The sequence below is a fragment of the Acetobacter sp. genome (assembly GCF_022483985.1).
Classification (GTDB): Bacteria; Pseudomonadota; Alphaproteobacteria; order Acetobacterales; family Acetobacteraceae; genus Acetobacter.
Genome location: NZ_JAKVME010000001.1, coordinates 1,586,508 through 1,601,781 on the forward strand (window position 1 = coordinate 1,586,508; position 15,274 = coordinate 1,601,781).

Annotated in this window: 13 protein-coding genes; 4 read left to right on the top strand and 9 right to left on the bottom strand. The window is 61.4% G+C overall.

The window, feature by feature from the left end; genetic code table 11:
• Window positions 1-439 precede the first annotated feature (439 nt).
• Both LKE90_RS07015 and LKE90_RS07020 read right to left on the bottom strand, forming a co-directional pair.
• Window positions 440-1,609: a DUF2125 domain-containing protein gene (locus tag LKE90_RS07015; protein WP_291493993.1), complete on the bottom strand. Its 1,170-nt coding sequence runs from the start codon at window positions 1,607-1,609 to the stop codon at window positions 440-442.
• Between the two features lie 323 nt (window positions 1,610-1,932).
• Complete coding sequence (locus tag LKE90_RS07020) at window positions 1,933-2,637, bottom strand: lysophospholipid acyltransferase family protein (protein WP_291494056.1); 705 nt, start codon at window positions 2,635-2,637, stop codon at window positions 1,933-1,935.
• Between the two features lie 181 nt (window positions 2,638-2,818).
• On the opposite strand from LKE90_RS07020, the gene LKE90_RS07025 reads away from it, so the two are divergent.
• Both LKE90_RS07025 and LKE90_RS07030 read left to right on the top strand, forming a co-directional pair.
• Window positions 2,819-3,514, top strand: coding sequence for a phosphatidylserine decarboxylase (locus LKE90_RS07025; RefSeq protein ID WP_291493992.1), 696 nt, complete (start codon window positions 2,819-2,821; stop codon window positions 3,512-3,514).
• Between the two features lie 47 nt (window positions 3,515-3,561).
• Complete coding sequence (locus tag LKE90_RS07030) at window positions 3,562-4,431, top strand: CDP-alcohol phosphatidyltransferase family protein (protein ID WP_291493991.1); 870 nt, start codon at window positions 3,562-3,564, stop codon at window positions 4,429-4,431.
• Between the two features lie 231 nt (window positions 4,432-4,662).
• Here the strand turns inward: LKE90_RS07030 and LKE90_RS07035 are convergent, their stop codons facing one another.
• The 7 genes from LKE90_RS07035 to parC form a co-directional block, all read right to left on the bottom strand.
• Complete coding sequence (locus tag LKE90_RS07035; protein ID WP_291493990.1) at window positions 4,663-5,151, bottom strand: NADH-quinone oxidoreductase subunit B family protein; 489 nt, start codon at window positions 5,149-5,151, stop codon at window positions 4,663-4,665.
• Window positions 5,152-5,206: 55 nt separating this feature from the next.
• Window positions 5,207-6,838 (bottom strand): NADH:ubiquinone oxidoreductase, encoded by a 1,632-nt coding sequence (locus LKE90_RS07040; RefSeq protein ID WP_291493989.1) that lies wholly within the window; start codon window positions 6,836-6,838, stop codon window positions 5,207-5,209.
• Entirely contained in the window at window positions 6,835-8,013 is a 1,179-nt protein-coding gene (locus LKE90_RS07045; protein WP_291493988.1) for a hypothetical protein, read from the bottom strand. The genes LKE90_RS07040 and LKE90_RS07045 overlap by 4 nt, the downstream gene beginning before the upstream one ends.
• 5 nt (window positions 8,014-8,018) lie before the next feature.
• Entirely contained in the window at window positions 8,019-8,633 is a 615-nt protein-coding gene (locus tag LKE90_RS07050) for a hypothetical protein (RefSeq protein WP_291493987.1), read from the bottom strand.
• Window positions 8,630-9,682, bottom strand: a complete 1,053-nt coding sequence (locus tag LKE90_RS07055) for a hypothetical protein (protein ID WP_291493986.1) — start codon at window positions 9,680-9,682, stop codon at window positions 8,630-8,632. Before LKE90_RS07055 ends, LKE90_RS07050 begins: the two co-directional genes overlap by 4 nt.
• Window positions 9,679-11,454, bottom strand: coding sequence for a hypothetical protein (locus LKE90_RS07060; RefSeq protein ID WP_291493985.1), 1,776 nt, complete (start codon window positions 11,452-11,454; stop codon window positions 9,679-9,681). Before LKE90_RS07060 ends, LKE90_RS07055 begins: the two co-directional genes overlap by 4 nt.
• A gap of 85 nt (window positions 11,455-11,539) precedes the next feature.
• A complete protein-coding gene (gene parC / locus LKE90_RS07065; protein ID WP_291493984.1) occupies window positions 11,540-13,759 on the bottom strand; it encodes a DNA topoisomerase IV subunit A in 2,220 nt (739 codons plus the stop codon).
• A gap of 45 nt (window positions 13,760-13,804) precedes the next feature.
• Here parC and LKE90_RS07070 point away from each other — a divergent pair, with 45 nt between their 5' ends.
• Both LKE90_RS07070 and LKE90_RS07075 read left to right on the top strand, forming a co-directional pair.
• Window positions 13,805-14,257, top strand: a complete 453-nt coding sequence (locus LKE90_RS07070) for a hypothetical protein (protein ID WP_291493980.1) — start codon at window positions 13,805-13,807, stop codon at window positions 14,255-14,257.
• A 223-nt stretch (window positions 14,258-14,480) separates the two neighbouring features.
• The gene (locus LKE90_RS07075) at window positions 14,481-15,248 is read left to right on the top strand and encodes a 2-keto-4-pentenoate hydratase (protein ID WP_291493979.1); all 768 of its coding nucleotides are present in this window, start codon (window positions 14,481-14,483) and stop codon (window positions 15,246-15,248) included.
• The last annotated feature ends 26 nt before the right edge of the window (window positions 15,249-15,274 follow it).

The following is a 15,274-nucleotide window of genomic DNA, read 5'->3' on the forward strand; positions in this document are numbered from 1 at the left end:
TTCAAGGCCGTAAATATCTCGTTCCTATTGGACAAATCCTTACACCATAAATGATTTTCCGATGACACCCGATGTGGTTTCTTCCGTTTTTCATGCTGCAACCAGCTTGCCGCAGTTGATGAAACCGATACCTCTCCGCCCCAGTCCGAATCACGGATAAGGCGATAAGTGCATTTCAGGAAACAGACGATGGGTACAACATCGTTATCAATCCCGCACCATCGCGGCAGAGTTCCTTTCAGACGTCCATATGCTGCAACATTTGGAGGATATTCCGGACATAGTCGCCGCACTGGGCACACCACGCCTTCATCTGCCCTGTGCAGACATCACGACATATTAAAACGGCACAGTGTTGAGTGGAGGCAACGACAGCACCCGCTACCGCTGCCAGACAACGCGCTTCGCAACCAGTCTGACCAGTGGACCGACTGTAAAATCACTGATGGAGGAAAGACTGTCCGTCTTTTCCTGATCGCCACGCTTCCAGCAAGGTCGCAGCGGGCAAAGCCCCGACCATCCACTCGCCGTTTCTCAGCCTCAACGGCAGATCAATGATCGTGTCAGGAGCAGCAGAATCCCCGGCTTTCTGCACGTCTGAAAGCGGCTGAAGGTTTCCCTGCGCCCTGAAACGCTCGATCAGCAGAGTCATGCGACGCACATCCGGAGTGACCGCACGAGCCGCAACCATCGCATCAACGATTTTTTCCAGACCATGTAAGGTAAGGTCGAAATCGCCGACTGCATCATGCTGGAGAACAAGTTTTCCCGTGACAGAAAAAGAAGCCGCTCCAAACCGCGCCTCCCCAATATGCACTGTCAGTTTCCGGTCTTCCTCCTGCATCCCAGTAGCAGAAAAGGCCACATGCACGCGCTCGGCCAGATTACCGACACCGGGCCATGCGACAGGCAGGGAAACAGACGAAATCGTCATATCCGCGGCCATTCCTTCGACACGACTCTGTTTCAGATACCATACCGTTCTGCCCTGAAGTTTTTTCAACCCGATACTGAACGGAAGCATCGGGTCCGCGAACCGGAAAGGCATCGCATGCACTTCTAGCCGGTCATCGTCCGCTGAAAGAGATGCGTGAATTTCTTTTCCATCATCAACCGGAAAAGCAGTCGCACGGACGCCATTACCGGTCAGCCTGAACGCCAGATCCGGATGGTCGGGATCATGACCCAGCAAGAGTGCCTGTGGTCCTGTAAAATCCATTCTGACTGAAGAGGAAAACGGTCCGGTGGGAGACAGGATCACGGCGTCACCACCATACACCAGATGCGAGTCTTTCAGGGGGCCTTCCAGACGGACGTCACGCAGCGTCACCTGCCACGGGACGGAAAAGGGACTGAACCCCGACACCCGCCATGAAACAGTCCAACCCTGCTTCAGAAAGCTGACACGTTCTGCATCAATCTTCCTGATAAGCCCCTGTCTGGCGACCATCATCCCGGCGCAGGCCATCACAACCAGAACGAGAACAGATCCAAAGACTGCAAGAAGACGGATGTGCTGTTTCAGTTGATACTTCCCTTTTCTGCCATGATCGTTACTCAGGCCTGCACCACACCACAGTTCAAGCCGACAGGCAGCGGAGCCGTTCAATAAAATCCTCTGCACATATGAGGATCGGTATGGATCGGGGAAACTTATCCACAATTCATCAGCCGAAGCATCCACGTTTCAGGAAGAGCAGTTTTCCTTGAAACATCCGGAAAGAATATTATCATACGATTGTATAAATTTATAGAAATCCGCAGTATTCTGCCAAAAAATCGTACCGTTGTGTTTTATGCGAGAAACAGGCTTGACTTCATTGAAGCATGGGAAAAGCGGGAGATTTTACGGATCCCGCTTTCTACGTTCGAAGCCGCCATTTTATCCCACAGAGTTATCCACAGGAAAGATTTTCTGAGGATTCAAGAGTTTCAGGCTCCCATACGGTCCTGCTCTTCCCTCCAGACCCGCTCAATCGCCTGAAGCATCTCTCCGCGCCCGGCGCCCTGCACCGGGTCACCGATAACGACCGAAATGGTTCCCGCACGCTTGAGAAAGCCCCTGTTGGGCCAGCAGAGCCCGGAATTGGTCGCGACAGGATAGACCGGCAGGCCGGTGTGCCGCGCCATGGCGACGATCCCCGGCTTGAGGGGAACCGTCTCTCCGTAGGCCATACGGGTGCCTTCCGGAAAAATGATCATCTGCCGTCCCTCGGCCGCCGCCCGCTCGGTTTCCTTCAGCAGATTGCGCATCGCCCTGCTCCCGCCCTCGCGCTGAACGGGAATCATGCCCGTAAGCTTCAGCATCGGCCCGACGAGCGGCACTTTCAGCAGTTCTTCCTTCATGATGTAGGTAGGCTTCGGGACGAGATTCATCCAGACCAGCGTGTCGAACGCCGACTGATGCTGGGATGCGATGATGAACGGCCTGTCCGGAGGCAATTTGTCCAGCCCCTCGATATGCGTACGGATACCGCAGCAGAAACGACCGCCCGCCAGATAGAGTCGCGCCCAGAGCTTCGCATAAGGCATCGCGTACCGTGGCGCGAACAGGCGCACAGGCATGGCCGCCCACCCCATCAGAACGGAAATGACGATGATATAGATCCGGAACAGGGCAGAACGGATCACTCTCATGACAGGGCTCATGACAGGGCTCCCGGCTGGGCCTCGCGGCTGGATTGACGAGCTTTTCCGGTGCGCTCCCGCGGATCGGACAGGTGCGGATGGAGACCAGAAAAGCCCGAATGACGCAAGCCGGAGCCGGAATGTCACCTTTCTCTTGATTCCGCAGCGATGAACGGCCAAGAACGGGAACATGTCACTCCTAGGCTCTCTCAAGTTCGTCCTTTCCCGCCCGCATCGCGAGGCCTATCCGTTCCTTGGCGTCTCCGGCGCCGTGACGGTCGCCGCCCGCTATCTTGGCTGGCGCCGCAACTGCCCGGTTTCCCGGGGGATCGGCACCGTCAGCGGCCTGTTCTTCGGATTCTGCCTTTACTTCTTCCGTGACCCGGAACGGATCGCACCCGCGCGGGAAGGTCTGGTTCTGGCCCCGGCTGACGGGCGGATCGTGTCGATCGAAAAGATCGCCCCTCCCATCGAACTCGGCATGGGCGAGACACCCGTCTGGCGGGTCGCCACGTTCCTGTCCGTGCTGGATGTGCATGTGAACCGTATGCCGGTCGCCGGAACCGTCACGCGCATTGCCTACCATGAGGGCAAGTTCCTCAATGCCAGCCTCGACAAGGCTTCGACGGACAATGAACGCAACGCCATGAGCATCACGCTGCCGGACGGCCGCATGGTCGCCGTAGTGCAGATTGCCGGGCTGATCGCCCGCCGCATCGTCTGTTCGGTCAAGCCGGGCGAGCGTCTGGAAGCCGGTGAGCGGTTCGGTCTGATCCGCTTCGGTTCGCGCACGGACGTTTATCTCCCGCCCGGTGTCGAGCCGCTGGTGGAAGTCGGTCAGACCATGATCGGCGGCGAGACGGTCGTGGCCGAGCTTGACGCCTGATCCAGTGCTGCTCCGTCTTTTCCCCGTGATACGGGAGCATTGTGTTCATGGCTGAAAGCGTAAGACGCAGGCGTCGCCGCCTGCGCGGGAGCCGTCCTGCCCGGGCGCGTGTGCGCGGGCCATCCTTCAATCGGCTCATCCCCAATCTGCTGACCATGCTGGGGCTTTGCAGCGGCCTGATGGGCATGCGATTCGCGCTTGATGGCCGTTTTCATCATGCCGCCCTTGCCCTGCTGGCCTCGGCGATCATCGACGGCCTCGATGGCCGCATCGCACGTCTTCTGCGCGGCTCCACCCGCTTCGGCGCCGAGTTCGACAGTCTTTCCGACTTCCTCTGCTTCGGTGTGGCCCCTTCCTTCGTCCTCTATCTCTGGGCGCTGAAAGATGCCGGCCGTTACTCGTTCCTGCCCGGTATTCTGTTCACCGTCTGCATGGCGCTGCGTCTGGCCCGCTTCAACGCCAGCCTCGACGGCGAGGAAGAGCGTCCGAAATATGCGAGCAATTTCTTCACCGGCGTTCCGGCTCCGGCTGGCGCTGGGCTGGCGCTTTTCCCTCTCTTTCTGGGGCTTGAGGCGGAAAAGCTCGGCTATACCAGCCTCTACGAGATGACCCGTCTGCCCTGGCTGCCCATAGTGAGTCTGATCGGGACCGGCTTCCTGCTGGTATCCACCCTGCCTGTCTGGTCCTTCAAGAACTTCAAGGTGCCCGCCAAATATGTCCTTCCCATGATGCTGGGCATAGGCGCTTACCTCGTCGCTCTCGTAGCGGACCCATGGGGCGTTCTGGCGGGCATGGGCGTCGTTTATATCGCTCTGCTGCCTGTCAGCAGAATGAGTTTTCAGAGACTCAGAAGAGCCGCTGAAGCCTTGCAGGAAGACGAGGATGAGACGCTGCCGGAACATGCGGCCCGCCAGTAACACCAGCGGCCTTACGGCGTGATTTTTATGCGGGTTTGCGTGCCCCTTGAAGGGACCACAGTCCCCTTCACCCCAATGTACTGGCGATAAACAGTCTCTGAAGGCCCGGCTTTGGCGGGGGCCGGGACAACACCCCGTCAATCTCTCCCGCAAAAAGGATCAGTCCATAGGACGGTTGGATGAGAAGCAAAGCGTCCCAGATACACACGCCCGACGTAAGACCGGATGGACTTACGCGTCCATGACGGGCGCAGGTGTGGGGGAGAGAAGGCTTACGATCCCCTGCAGGATGGCATCGGGCGTCGGAGGGCAGCCGGGGATGGCGCAATCCACCGAGGCCCGCTTCTCCAGCCCTCCGAGAACAGCGTAATTCTCGGCGAACGGTCCTCCGTCAATCGCGCAGGCTCCGACCGCCAGCAGGCCTTTCGGCTGAGGCATGGCTTCCCATGCGGCCTTGACCACGGGAGCCTGCATCCGGGTGCAGGTGCCGGTCACAAGCAGCATATCCGCAAGTCGGGGCGCGTCCGTGAACACAATTCCCGCTTCAGCCAGACCGTAATCACCCTTCCTGAGAGCCTCGATCTCAAGACTACAGGCCTCGCAGCCACCGCTGTCCACATGAAAGAAAACCAGCGGAGAACGGGAGACAACCGGCGGCAGAGCGGGACCGGATGGCGCAAGCAGGGAGGTGAACAGTGCACGGATCAGAACAGTCGACACGGTAACCTCCTCCCTTCCGGCTTGTCACAGACATGAAACAGCCGCAGGAGTATCCTTACAGATCAACAGCCGCGACCGAAACACCGAACGAACAGCGCACGGCATCAAATCTGGAAGGGCAGCCTCCCGAAAGCGCCATCTCCTGCACGTCCTGCAACACACCCGCAGGATCAGCGATGAACGTGCGCTCCACACGCCCTTCCCGCAAAATCACAACGTGACAGATCAGTCCGTCCGGCCCTTCAACGGCGGCATACCCCTCGCAGCGTTCATGAGGAACCTTGACCGGGCTGAGAAATGACAACGGCCCGGATTCACTCTCAACCGTAAACATGGCTCCGAAAGCGGCAATCATCCGCAGACTTTCCGCAATATCCTCAAGACGGATACGGCAACGGGCAGCGGCATCGCCCTCAATCGTGACGGGAGTGCGGATTCGCACGCTTGAATACGCTTCCATGGACTGGCGCAGATCGGCTCCCCTGCCGCAACTCCGACCAACCGCGCCGCCCAGAACGAGATCATCCGCCAGCCGCCTCGGCACCACTCCCTCACCGACCAGACCGGACGTCACAACGCCGGTTGCCTGCCAGAGCGCCTGCATATCGGGAAAGTCTCCCGTCCCGAAGACGGCGATTTCCTCGCAGAGGGCTCTGAGCCCATCGAGAACGACATCCTGATGCACCTGTTCATGCCCGGAAACAGCAAGCGTAACGCCACCCGGCACCACGCAGTCCAGCAACAGACGCCGTCCGATGGTCGCCTGACAGACGCGGGAAAGGATGTCGCGCGCCTTGTAGAGTCGGGCTGCCAGCATCTCCGCTCCAGCGGCATCCGCTGTCCGCGCCAGCCAGATGAGATGCGTATGAACCCGCTCGATCTCACACAACATCGCACGGATATGTCCGACCATCGGCGTGACCGTCACGCCTGCCGCCTGTTCGACTGCAGCGCTGAAAGCCCATTGATGCGCCAGCGTCGCGCCCACATGGATTCGCCCACTCAACCCCGCCGCGTCAGCAAGCGGGACTCCCGCCATCCGCGCTTCCATGCCCCGATGCGCAAAGCCGGTCAGGGTCTCGACGGTACGGATCCGCCCGTTTGCGACACCAAGGCGAAAATGCACAGGTCCCTCAGCGCCACCGGATGCCGGTCCACGCGAAAAAACCATTCCCTGTGCCGCGACCAGCGGGTCCGGCGCGGAAAACTCCGGCATGTCGGTCATGCCCGAGGCTGGCACCGGTCGTTTCACCAGTGGAGCCGTCACCGTCCACGCACCACGATCCACCAGCGGTCGTGTGTCCGCCGCGTCCATGGCCTCGACGCCCCACAGGTCGCGGATCATCCGCTCGAACGGCGCGGTCCGATGGCGGATCGCTGAAAAACCGCGATAACGGGGGCCGTCCAGCACCAGAGACGCCATCAGCGGTCTCAACCCGACCTCGCCCCCCGGCACGCCGTCATTGAAAAAAGCATGCACAGACCGACCGTCACACCAGAGCCCCAGCAAGGTCGCCGGATCGTCACGCAGACGCTCCACCAGATCGAACCATGTGTCTTCGGTCAGTTCAAAACGCCATGACGTTTCGGTTTTTCGGCCACTCCGAATGAGTGTCCGCACGGAGGGCGCAGACGTGTCCTGAACAGCCAGAGCACCGCCGCCGAACAGGATGGGTGGAATGCTCATGAGCGCCCCTCCCTGCTGCCTGATCTAACACTGGTGGTCTTAGGAACCACGACGCCGGACGGGAAGAGTCGGACGGCAGGCCGTAATGCGGGCCATATCGCCACAATCAGCAGCAGCGCGAGCGGCAGGGACGTTGTCGCCACCAGCATCACCGCCAGAAGAAGCGCCGCGAACCCCGGCAGCAGAAACGCCCTGTCAGCCAGCAGTTTCAGGCGGGAATCCGGCTTTCCGGACAAGGAAAACCATGGCGTTGCGACAAGCGGGCCAAATACAGCCAGATCAGCCACAAGAGGATGGGCCAGTCCCGCGGAGACAGCCGCAAGCCCCATGGATGCCTGCGTGAGCAGCGCGGCAGGCTGCGCGGACCGCAATCTGAGTCGCAGGGCGGCCAGCGCCAGCGTACCGAGCCCCGCCGCAAAGAACAGTCCCCTCAGACCTAGCCCGGTTACTGGCGGCAGGGGGAAAGTCACCAGCAATGCCACCACGGCCAGCGTTGCGGCATTGGCTCGCAGGATTTCAGAAGCGTCGCCTGCCCGCTCTGTTCGTGTCACGTTCAGGAGCGCCGTGCAGGGAAACAGGCTGGCGAGCAGGCAGAACCCACATCCGGCGAGCACCCCTTCGATAACCGGATCAGGATGCAGGAATCCACTACAGACCAGCAGAGCGCCCGTGGCGGTCCGACGAAGTGTGTTCCAGCCCGAAAGTGCGCGACCCGGACCCGTATCGAGCAGAATCACGGTCAGAACAGGAGCCGACAGCAGCATGGCCGCGCGGGCGACGGGCTCCGAGAGCATCATGGCCAGAACCAGCAGTCCCGTGGTCCAGAACGGAACAGCATCACGGGCGACCAGAGCCCGCTCTTCTTCAGGCTGCGGGGGTGCAAAGCACTGCGATACCAGACCGGCATGCAGGAGCAGGCAGCCGACCGCAGCCAACGGCGCTTCGATCATCCATCCCAGTTTCACGCCTTGTCCGGTTGCGGCCAGATAGAGGGAGAAAGGCACATTGAGCGCCGCCAGTCCCAGCGCGACAAGGGAGAAATTGGCGGCAAGCTGGGAGAAGCGGTTTTTCGTCTCCTCATCGCCCACCCGACTCTCCGGACCGAAAGCCGCGATGATCACACCGGCGAGAAACGGCCAGACAAGGCTGAGAAAGAGGATGATATCCGCTGCCATGAGCATCAGAATCCGCCCTCCCCGCGCTCTGTGGATTTCAGCCGCAGAAGGGACAGACGGCGCACAAGCCACGTTCCCGCCCCGGCGAGCAGCAGCACGCATATACCGACAAGCCAGCCCGCATAGGGATTGCGGATGTTGGCCGCTGTCAGCAGCAGCCCGTCGCAGGCCGTCAGGAGACCGGCCAACTGGTAACGTGCGCCGGAACGCAGCGACAGCGTGGCCAGCCCGATAAAGGTCACGCCGAGCGCCACCGTCACCACAGCCGCGTCGATCGGGATGAACGGCGCCGCAAGCAGGGCCGGATTCTGAAGCATGTCCTCGGATGGCAGGCTCAGACTGGCGGCAATCAGAAGCGCCAGAGACAGGATAACCGCTCCGGCCACACGCGACGGGCCGGTTTCGTCCGTATAGCGCCCCAGCCACCATGCCGGAGCGATCGAGATCGTCAGCGCGCTGACCGCCGCGAAGAGAATGACGGCAGGAAACGGGTCAGGAGTCGCGTGACGCAGCAGCAGGATGGAAAGAGCCGTCAGCAGCCCTGTCACCGGCGTCACCATCAGACCCGTGAGAAGCGTCAGCAGAGCCAGCAGAGGCAGAAGGGCAAGCGCGAGCGTCATCGTTTTTCGATATCCGTTCGACGGACGGCAGGATGTTCCGGGGACGGTGTTTCCGGACCCTTCTTTTCTGCCTTTTCTGTTTTTTCTGTGGGCCTGTCACCGACCGGCGGCATCAGGCGGGCAGACGTCATCAACTGAAGCGCCAGCACGGCCAGCAGCAGCGCCGACGCCGCCCGCAGACGCACCGCAGTCAGATCACCGAGCGCCAATGCCCGACCGGTCGCAAGAACGATCGCCAGCAGAAAACTCCGCAGAAACCAGCACAGCACACCAAGCACCAACGCGCCGCAGCCACTCAGGAACGATGGACTGCCGAGAACCGAGACCAGCGAACCCGGCCACATCAGATCACTGGCCAGAGTGAGCCATGTCAGAGCCGCGATATCCCGCGACAGCATCAGAAGCGCCCCATCGCTTCCCGGCTCCTCAAAATCATACCTTTCCACCGGATCGACAGCCGCCAGCAAAGCCGCACCGGCCAGCACACAGGGCGCACCATCCACGAACGGGTTTTCATGGCTCATGCCCGCCAGCACGGAAGCAAGACCGGTCGTCGCACCGGCGCTGAAAAGAAGCGCCACCAGCAGAAACAGACAGGGCAACACCAGCGCCAGAGCGAGCGCCCGTCCGAATGCAACCGTGGCGCGCTCCGCAGGCTGGGCCAGCCCCGGCAGCAGCGCAGTGAAACGGGCCAGCACCAGCAGTAATCCCACGAGCAGAAGGTCCGACCATGAGCCGGTCCCAAGTTCCTGCGTGAAAGCGGGGACAAGCAATACTGCACATAGGGCGGCGGCCAGAGAAAACGGCGCGACGATCCCGGTGATCGTCCCTTCGACCAGTGGCGGCGCGTCGCTCTGCCGGACAGGCGGCGCATGGCCCCATTCACGCCCGATGACAAACCAGCGCCGCAGCACAGGCGATGCGGGAACACCCGACATTCTCGCCGAGAAGAAACTGCGGAATCCGCTTAGAAGCGGTCCGACAAGCACCACCAGCGCCAGTTGCAGCACTGTCAGCAGAACGGAGAGAACGATCTGAAGAATGGTCATGGCGTCAACGCCGACAGGGAAACGCCAAGCGCTGCCAGAACAAGCACCACGGCAGTCGCGTGGTCCGCGAACGGTGCGGTTTTCAGCAGCATCCGTCGAAGCCTATGCAGACAACGCGCACCAGACCGCAGGATCAGCGAGCGGGACATGATCCTGCGTCGTCCCTGAGGGAACAGCACAGCACGCAGCGCGGACGGCACCATATCGACGCCCGACCAGATCAGCGGCTCGCCGAATGGCAGCCACGGCGCCCGTGCCGTCAGCCCGCCCAGCCAGGGCGTCGTCTCGCCTGTGTGAATATCCGGCAAGATCTCGCGTTTCAGAGTGGGCGCACGCCCCCGCGAGCGCAGGGTCTCCTGCTGCGCCAGCCGTATAATCAACACGATCAGCAGCAGGAGCGCCGTGACACCGACCGGCATCCATGAGGACAGTCCATCGGGAGCCACCAGCGTAAAGAAGGGTTGAGGCGTCGGACGCGCCTCGCCTGTCAGTTGGTGCAGGACTGGCTCGGCCAGACGCAGCACGCCGCCCGGCACCAATCCGGCCACAACAGCGAACAACACTGAGCCGGAGACTGGTAGTAGAGTGGGCCAGACCGCATCCGGGCAGGCCGCCATGCGGGGACTGCGGGCGCTGCCGAGCAGAAGGAGCGCGGCCAGTCTCAGCGCCGCCAGTCCGGTCAACGCGACAAGGACGCCAAGCGCGAGCAGAAAAGCCAGTGACGGCAGAGCGGCGGCAAATCCATCCGGCAGCAGGCCAAGAGCCGTTTCAACCAGAAGCCACAGGATGGTGAAGCCGCTCGCGGGCGGCAGAAAGGTGAGAATCAACAATGTCGCAGCGAACAGGCCCGCCAGTCGGGGCGCGAAGAGGATGAGTCCTCCCAAACGCCCGAGCTGATCCGAACCGGCTCCTTCCGCGATCAGGCCACCGGTCCGCAGAAACGCTATGGAGACGGGCCAGAGAATCACTAGCCCCAGTACCAGCGCACTGGCCGCCACGTGCGCCGTCAGGGCGGAACCGGACGCGCCGGCAAGGAGCAGCAACCCAAGCGAGCTGATGCTCAGCGCGGCAGGCAGACCAGCTAACCCGACAGTCGCGATACTGCCTTTACGTGTGGTGAGCGTGGAAAGCACACGCCCGAACGCCAGCATCATCCCGCCGACAATCAGCGTCGCGGTCATGACGGGTGTGATCACGCTGTCGGGTCTGAGAAGAACACGGCAGAGCAGCAGCAGGCCGCAACCGGCTTCCAGCATTGGCGCCACTGCGAAATCAGGCTGCCTGCGTCCCGCCCCTGCCGTACAGGCCAGAGCGGCGGCGATCGCCATCCATTCAACGCCAGAAGCAGAACCCGGCGCGCAGGCGGCGGCGAAAAGAAGCGTCCGCAGACACCCGGCTGAGGCCTTCTGACGTTCCGGGAATGCCAGTATCAGCGCCAGACAGCCGGTCACCATCAAGGCCGCCGTGTCGCTGGCGAAGGCGACCAGACAGGCTGACGCACAGGCGAGAGGCAGACGTCCTCCGGGCCTGATCCAACGCTCCGAACAGCAGCCGAGAATGGCGAACACCACCAGAAACAGGCAACCGAGCGGGTCAGGCGTGAAGAACGGCAGAACGGAGGACATCACGCCCGCGCTCCACGGCAGCACAAACAGCGCAACCATCGCCGCGATCAGCCACATTCCCTGACAGACCAGCCGCTGTTGCCCCGGAGGCAGCCCGACCCACCGTTCAGGCGTGCCCGAAAGCAGACTGGCTAGAAGAACCGGCAACAGGATAAGGATCGTCAGGATGAGAAAATGTCCCGCATGATGCGAACCAACGCGATGACGCGGGCGCTCACCCGCAAGGAGTAGATCAGGCTTTCTTCATCGCCCATGGTGGAGCCGCCTTGCCCGTGGCAGCGCGTTTTCCGGCCCAGGGCTCAAGCTCGGCAAAGCCACGGACCCTCACAGCGCCCGGCCAGAGCAGCCCTTCCGCCGCACTGAACACCACGGCCTGACGGAGACCGAGCTTCGCACCGCCATCCGGATATTTCTGGAGCGTGACGCCCAGCCCCTTCGCCATCACGGGGAGCTGATCGACCGGGAAGACGAGCAGACGCTTGTCTCCACCATAGACCGCGACCTGATCACCCTGAGCAGGGACGCAGAGACGTGCACTTTCGTCATCCTTGAGATTGAGCACCTGCTTTCCGCTGCGCTTCTCAGCGGCAAAGTCGGTATCGGCCACAATCATGCCGCGTCCGACACTGGAGGCGACAAGACGCTTCATGCCTTCTTCAATGACGAACACGGAGAGAATCTCCTCGTCGTTGGACAGATCCATCAGCAGACGTACGGGCTGGCCGTCACCGCGACCACGCGGGATATCGCCCACACTGACTGTGAAGGCACGGCCATCCGTGGCGAAGAAGCAGATACGGTCCGTGCTCTGACAGGGCAGAGCGAGGCGGAGGTCGTCGCCTTCCTTGAATTTCTGGGTGCTGGCGTCGATGCCGTGGCCCTTCACGGCACGGACCCAGCCCTTTTCGGACAGTATCAGGGTCAGCGGCTCGCGCTCGACCAGCGTAGCGGCGGACAGGTCGATCTGCGGCGGTGGTGCGCCGAGCGTGCTGCGACGTGCGCCCAGCGGACCAGAACCAAAATTCCTGCCGATTTCCTTCACCTCGGCGGCGATGCGGGACCAGCGGAGTTTTTCGTCGGCCAGCAGAGCGCGGAGTTCATCGCGTTCAGCGGAGAGCGCGCCATGCTCCTTGCGGATTTCGATCTCCTCCAGCTTTCGCAGGCTGCGCAGGCGCATGTTGAGGACGGCTTCGGCCTGCATGTCCGTCAGGCGGAAGGTCGCCATCAGGCTGGCCTTGGCGTCATCCTCCTCGCGGATGATGCGGATCACCTCATCGAGATTGAGATAGACGGCGAGGAAGCCTTCGAGAATTTCGAGACGTTTTTCGACGGCGGCGAGACGATGGGCGCTCCGGCGCTCCAGTACTTCGTGACGATGATCGAGCCACGCCTGCAACACGGATCGCAGATCGAGCACGGCGGGAGCGCGATCCGGGCCGATGACGTTCATGTTCAGAGAGAAGCGGCTTTCGAGCTGGGTCGCCCTGAACAGCGTCTCCATCAGCACTTCCGGCTCGATGGTGCGGTTTTTCGGCTCCAGCACCAGACGGATATCAGCCGAGCTTTCGTCGCGGATATCGGCCAGAAGGGGCAGTTTTTTCTGCACCAGCAGGTCGGCGATCTGCTCGATCAGACGGGATTTCTGCACCTGATAGGGGATTTCCGTGACCACCACCTGCCATGTGCCGAAACGGCCCTGTTCGACTTCCCAGCGGGAGCGGATACGGAAACCGCCACGTCCGGTCTCATACGCCTTCAGGATGGCGTCCGAATCCTCGACGATGATGCCGCCCGTCGGGAAATCCGGTCCGGGCATATGCTGGAGAAGCTCGGCCACAGTGGCCTCGGGCTTGCGGATCAGAAGCGCGGCGGCGGCGCAGATTTCACCGGCATTGTGCGGTGGAATGCTGGTGGCCATGCCGACGGCGATTCCCGCCGCACCATTGGCGAGCAGATTCGGGAAGGCGGCGGGCAGGACGATCGGCTCGGCGTCCTCGCCGTCATAGGTGGGACGGAAATCGACGGCGTCGTCATTGATGCCTTCGAGCAGCGCCTGCGCGACCTTGGTCAGCCGGGCTTCGGTATATCGCATGGCGGCGGCGTTATCGCCGTCCACGGACCCGAAATTGCCCTGCCCTTCCACGAGCGGGAATCGGACGGCGAAATCCTGTGCGAGCCGGACGAGCGCCTCGTAGACCGAGGCGTCACCGTGCGGATGGTATTTACCGATCACGTCACCGACGACGCGTGCACACTTTTTAAACCCGGATGCGGGATCAAGGCGGAGCTGGTGCATGGCGAAGATGAGTCGCCTGTGCACCGGCTTGAGACCGTCCCGCACATCCGGCAGCGAGCGGGACATGATTGTCGACAGCGCGTAAGCCAGATACCGCTCGCTCAGGGCGTCGGTAAGTCGGGTATCCTCGATATGGCCTGCGAACGTGTCACTCATGTCCTGTGTCCTCCGTCGTGCGCACCCATAACGGAGAGATACGCTTTGGCCAACGTCCTGACAGGTTTTTCACACAGTCCGACATTTCGCCTCATCTCTCTGTTCGCCACATTGGGCGGCCTTTCCGCCTGTTCACCGGCTGACCGGTATCTCCGGACCGGTGAACAACTCGCTTACAGCGGCTTTACGGCGCATGCCGCCAATACCACAGCCCGCGACGAGATGATGAATCTTATCCCGGCCGGAATGCTGACCTATCGTCCGACCACCACAGGCCCCGTCTACCTTTACGCCGACCGTATCGGGTGTGGGTGCGTCTATATGGGCAGTCAGGCCGCTTTCGTGGACTACTCCCACAAAACGCTGAAGGGCGTGCCCAGTCAGGCGGCGATGACAGCCGAGATCAACCAGCATCCGGGCTGGGACTGGAGCGTCTGGTCAGAAAACGCCGATCCCGGTCCCAACCAGCCAAAGCATGTCATCGGCGCTGAATGGTGAATTTCTTCAGCATGGGAACAAACGGAAAGATCGCAGTCTTTCAGTCCTGATCTGCCGTGCGAATCAGGAACCTGCTCTCCGTTTGTGAAAATGAAAGACATCCATCCGGTTTCAGACAAGCAGAATGGGGAAAGCAGGATTTTCCTTTCCTGCGTCTTTCGTCCGAGCCGGTTAAAGCCCTATAAATCAGAGACAGAATTTTACACCCGGACACAGGCAGATCATGCCCGAAAGCCTCAGCAAACCGACCAGTTCCCTGATACTGGCGCGTACCCTGCATGTCGTCCGCAAAGGCGATGCGCCTCCCATCATCTCGCTTCCTCCTCATTTCATCCCGGACTCAGAAGAAGCCGCCTATGAGGTCCAGAATCATGTCGCAGCCCTGAGCGGTCCCGTGCGTGGTTGGAAGGTCGGCGCATCCGGTCCGGACGCGGAACCTTCTGCCGCCCCTCTGCATGCTGAGACCTTGTTTACAGATGGTGTCATCCTCCCGGCCGATTTCTTCAATCATCGCGGGGTGGAAGCCGAAATCGCCTATCGTTTCGACAGAGCCGTCGGCACGGATCTGACCCCGGATGCCGTTCTATCCGCCATCGGCAGCGTCCATCCGGCCATTGAGGTCGTGGATACCCGCTTCATCGCACCCGACACCCAGCCACGTCTGGCGCATATGGCTGACCAGCAGAATCACGGAGCGCTCATTCTTGGTCCGGCTTTTTCAGACTGGCGGCGCTTCGATCCCGCTCAGGAAAAGTTCGTGATGAGAATTGATCACCGCCGCGTATCGGAGCAGATCGGAGGTAATGCGGCGGGCGACCTGACGCGGCTGCTGATCTGGCTGGCTGCTCATGCGGCGCGGCGCGGACTGCCGATCGAGGCAGGAACCATCGTGACAACCGGTTCTCTGTCTGGTGCATTTTTCGTGCCGCACCGGACCCATGTGAGCGTCCAGTTCGATACACTTGGAACAGTGACAGCGTTTCTAGAATAGCCCGCACCCTGAGCCTGAACGCGATC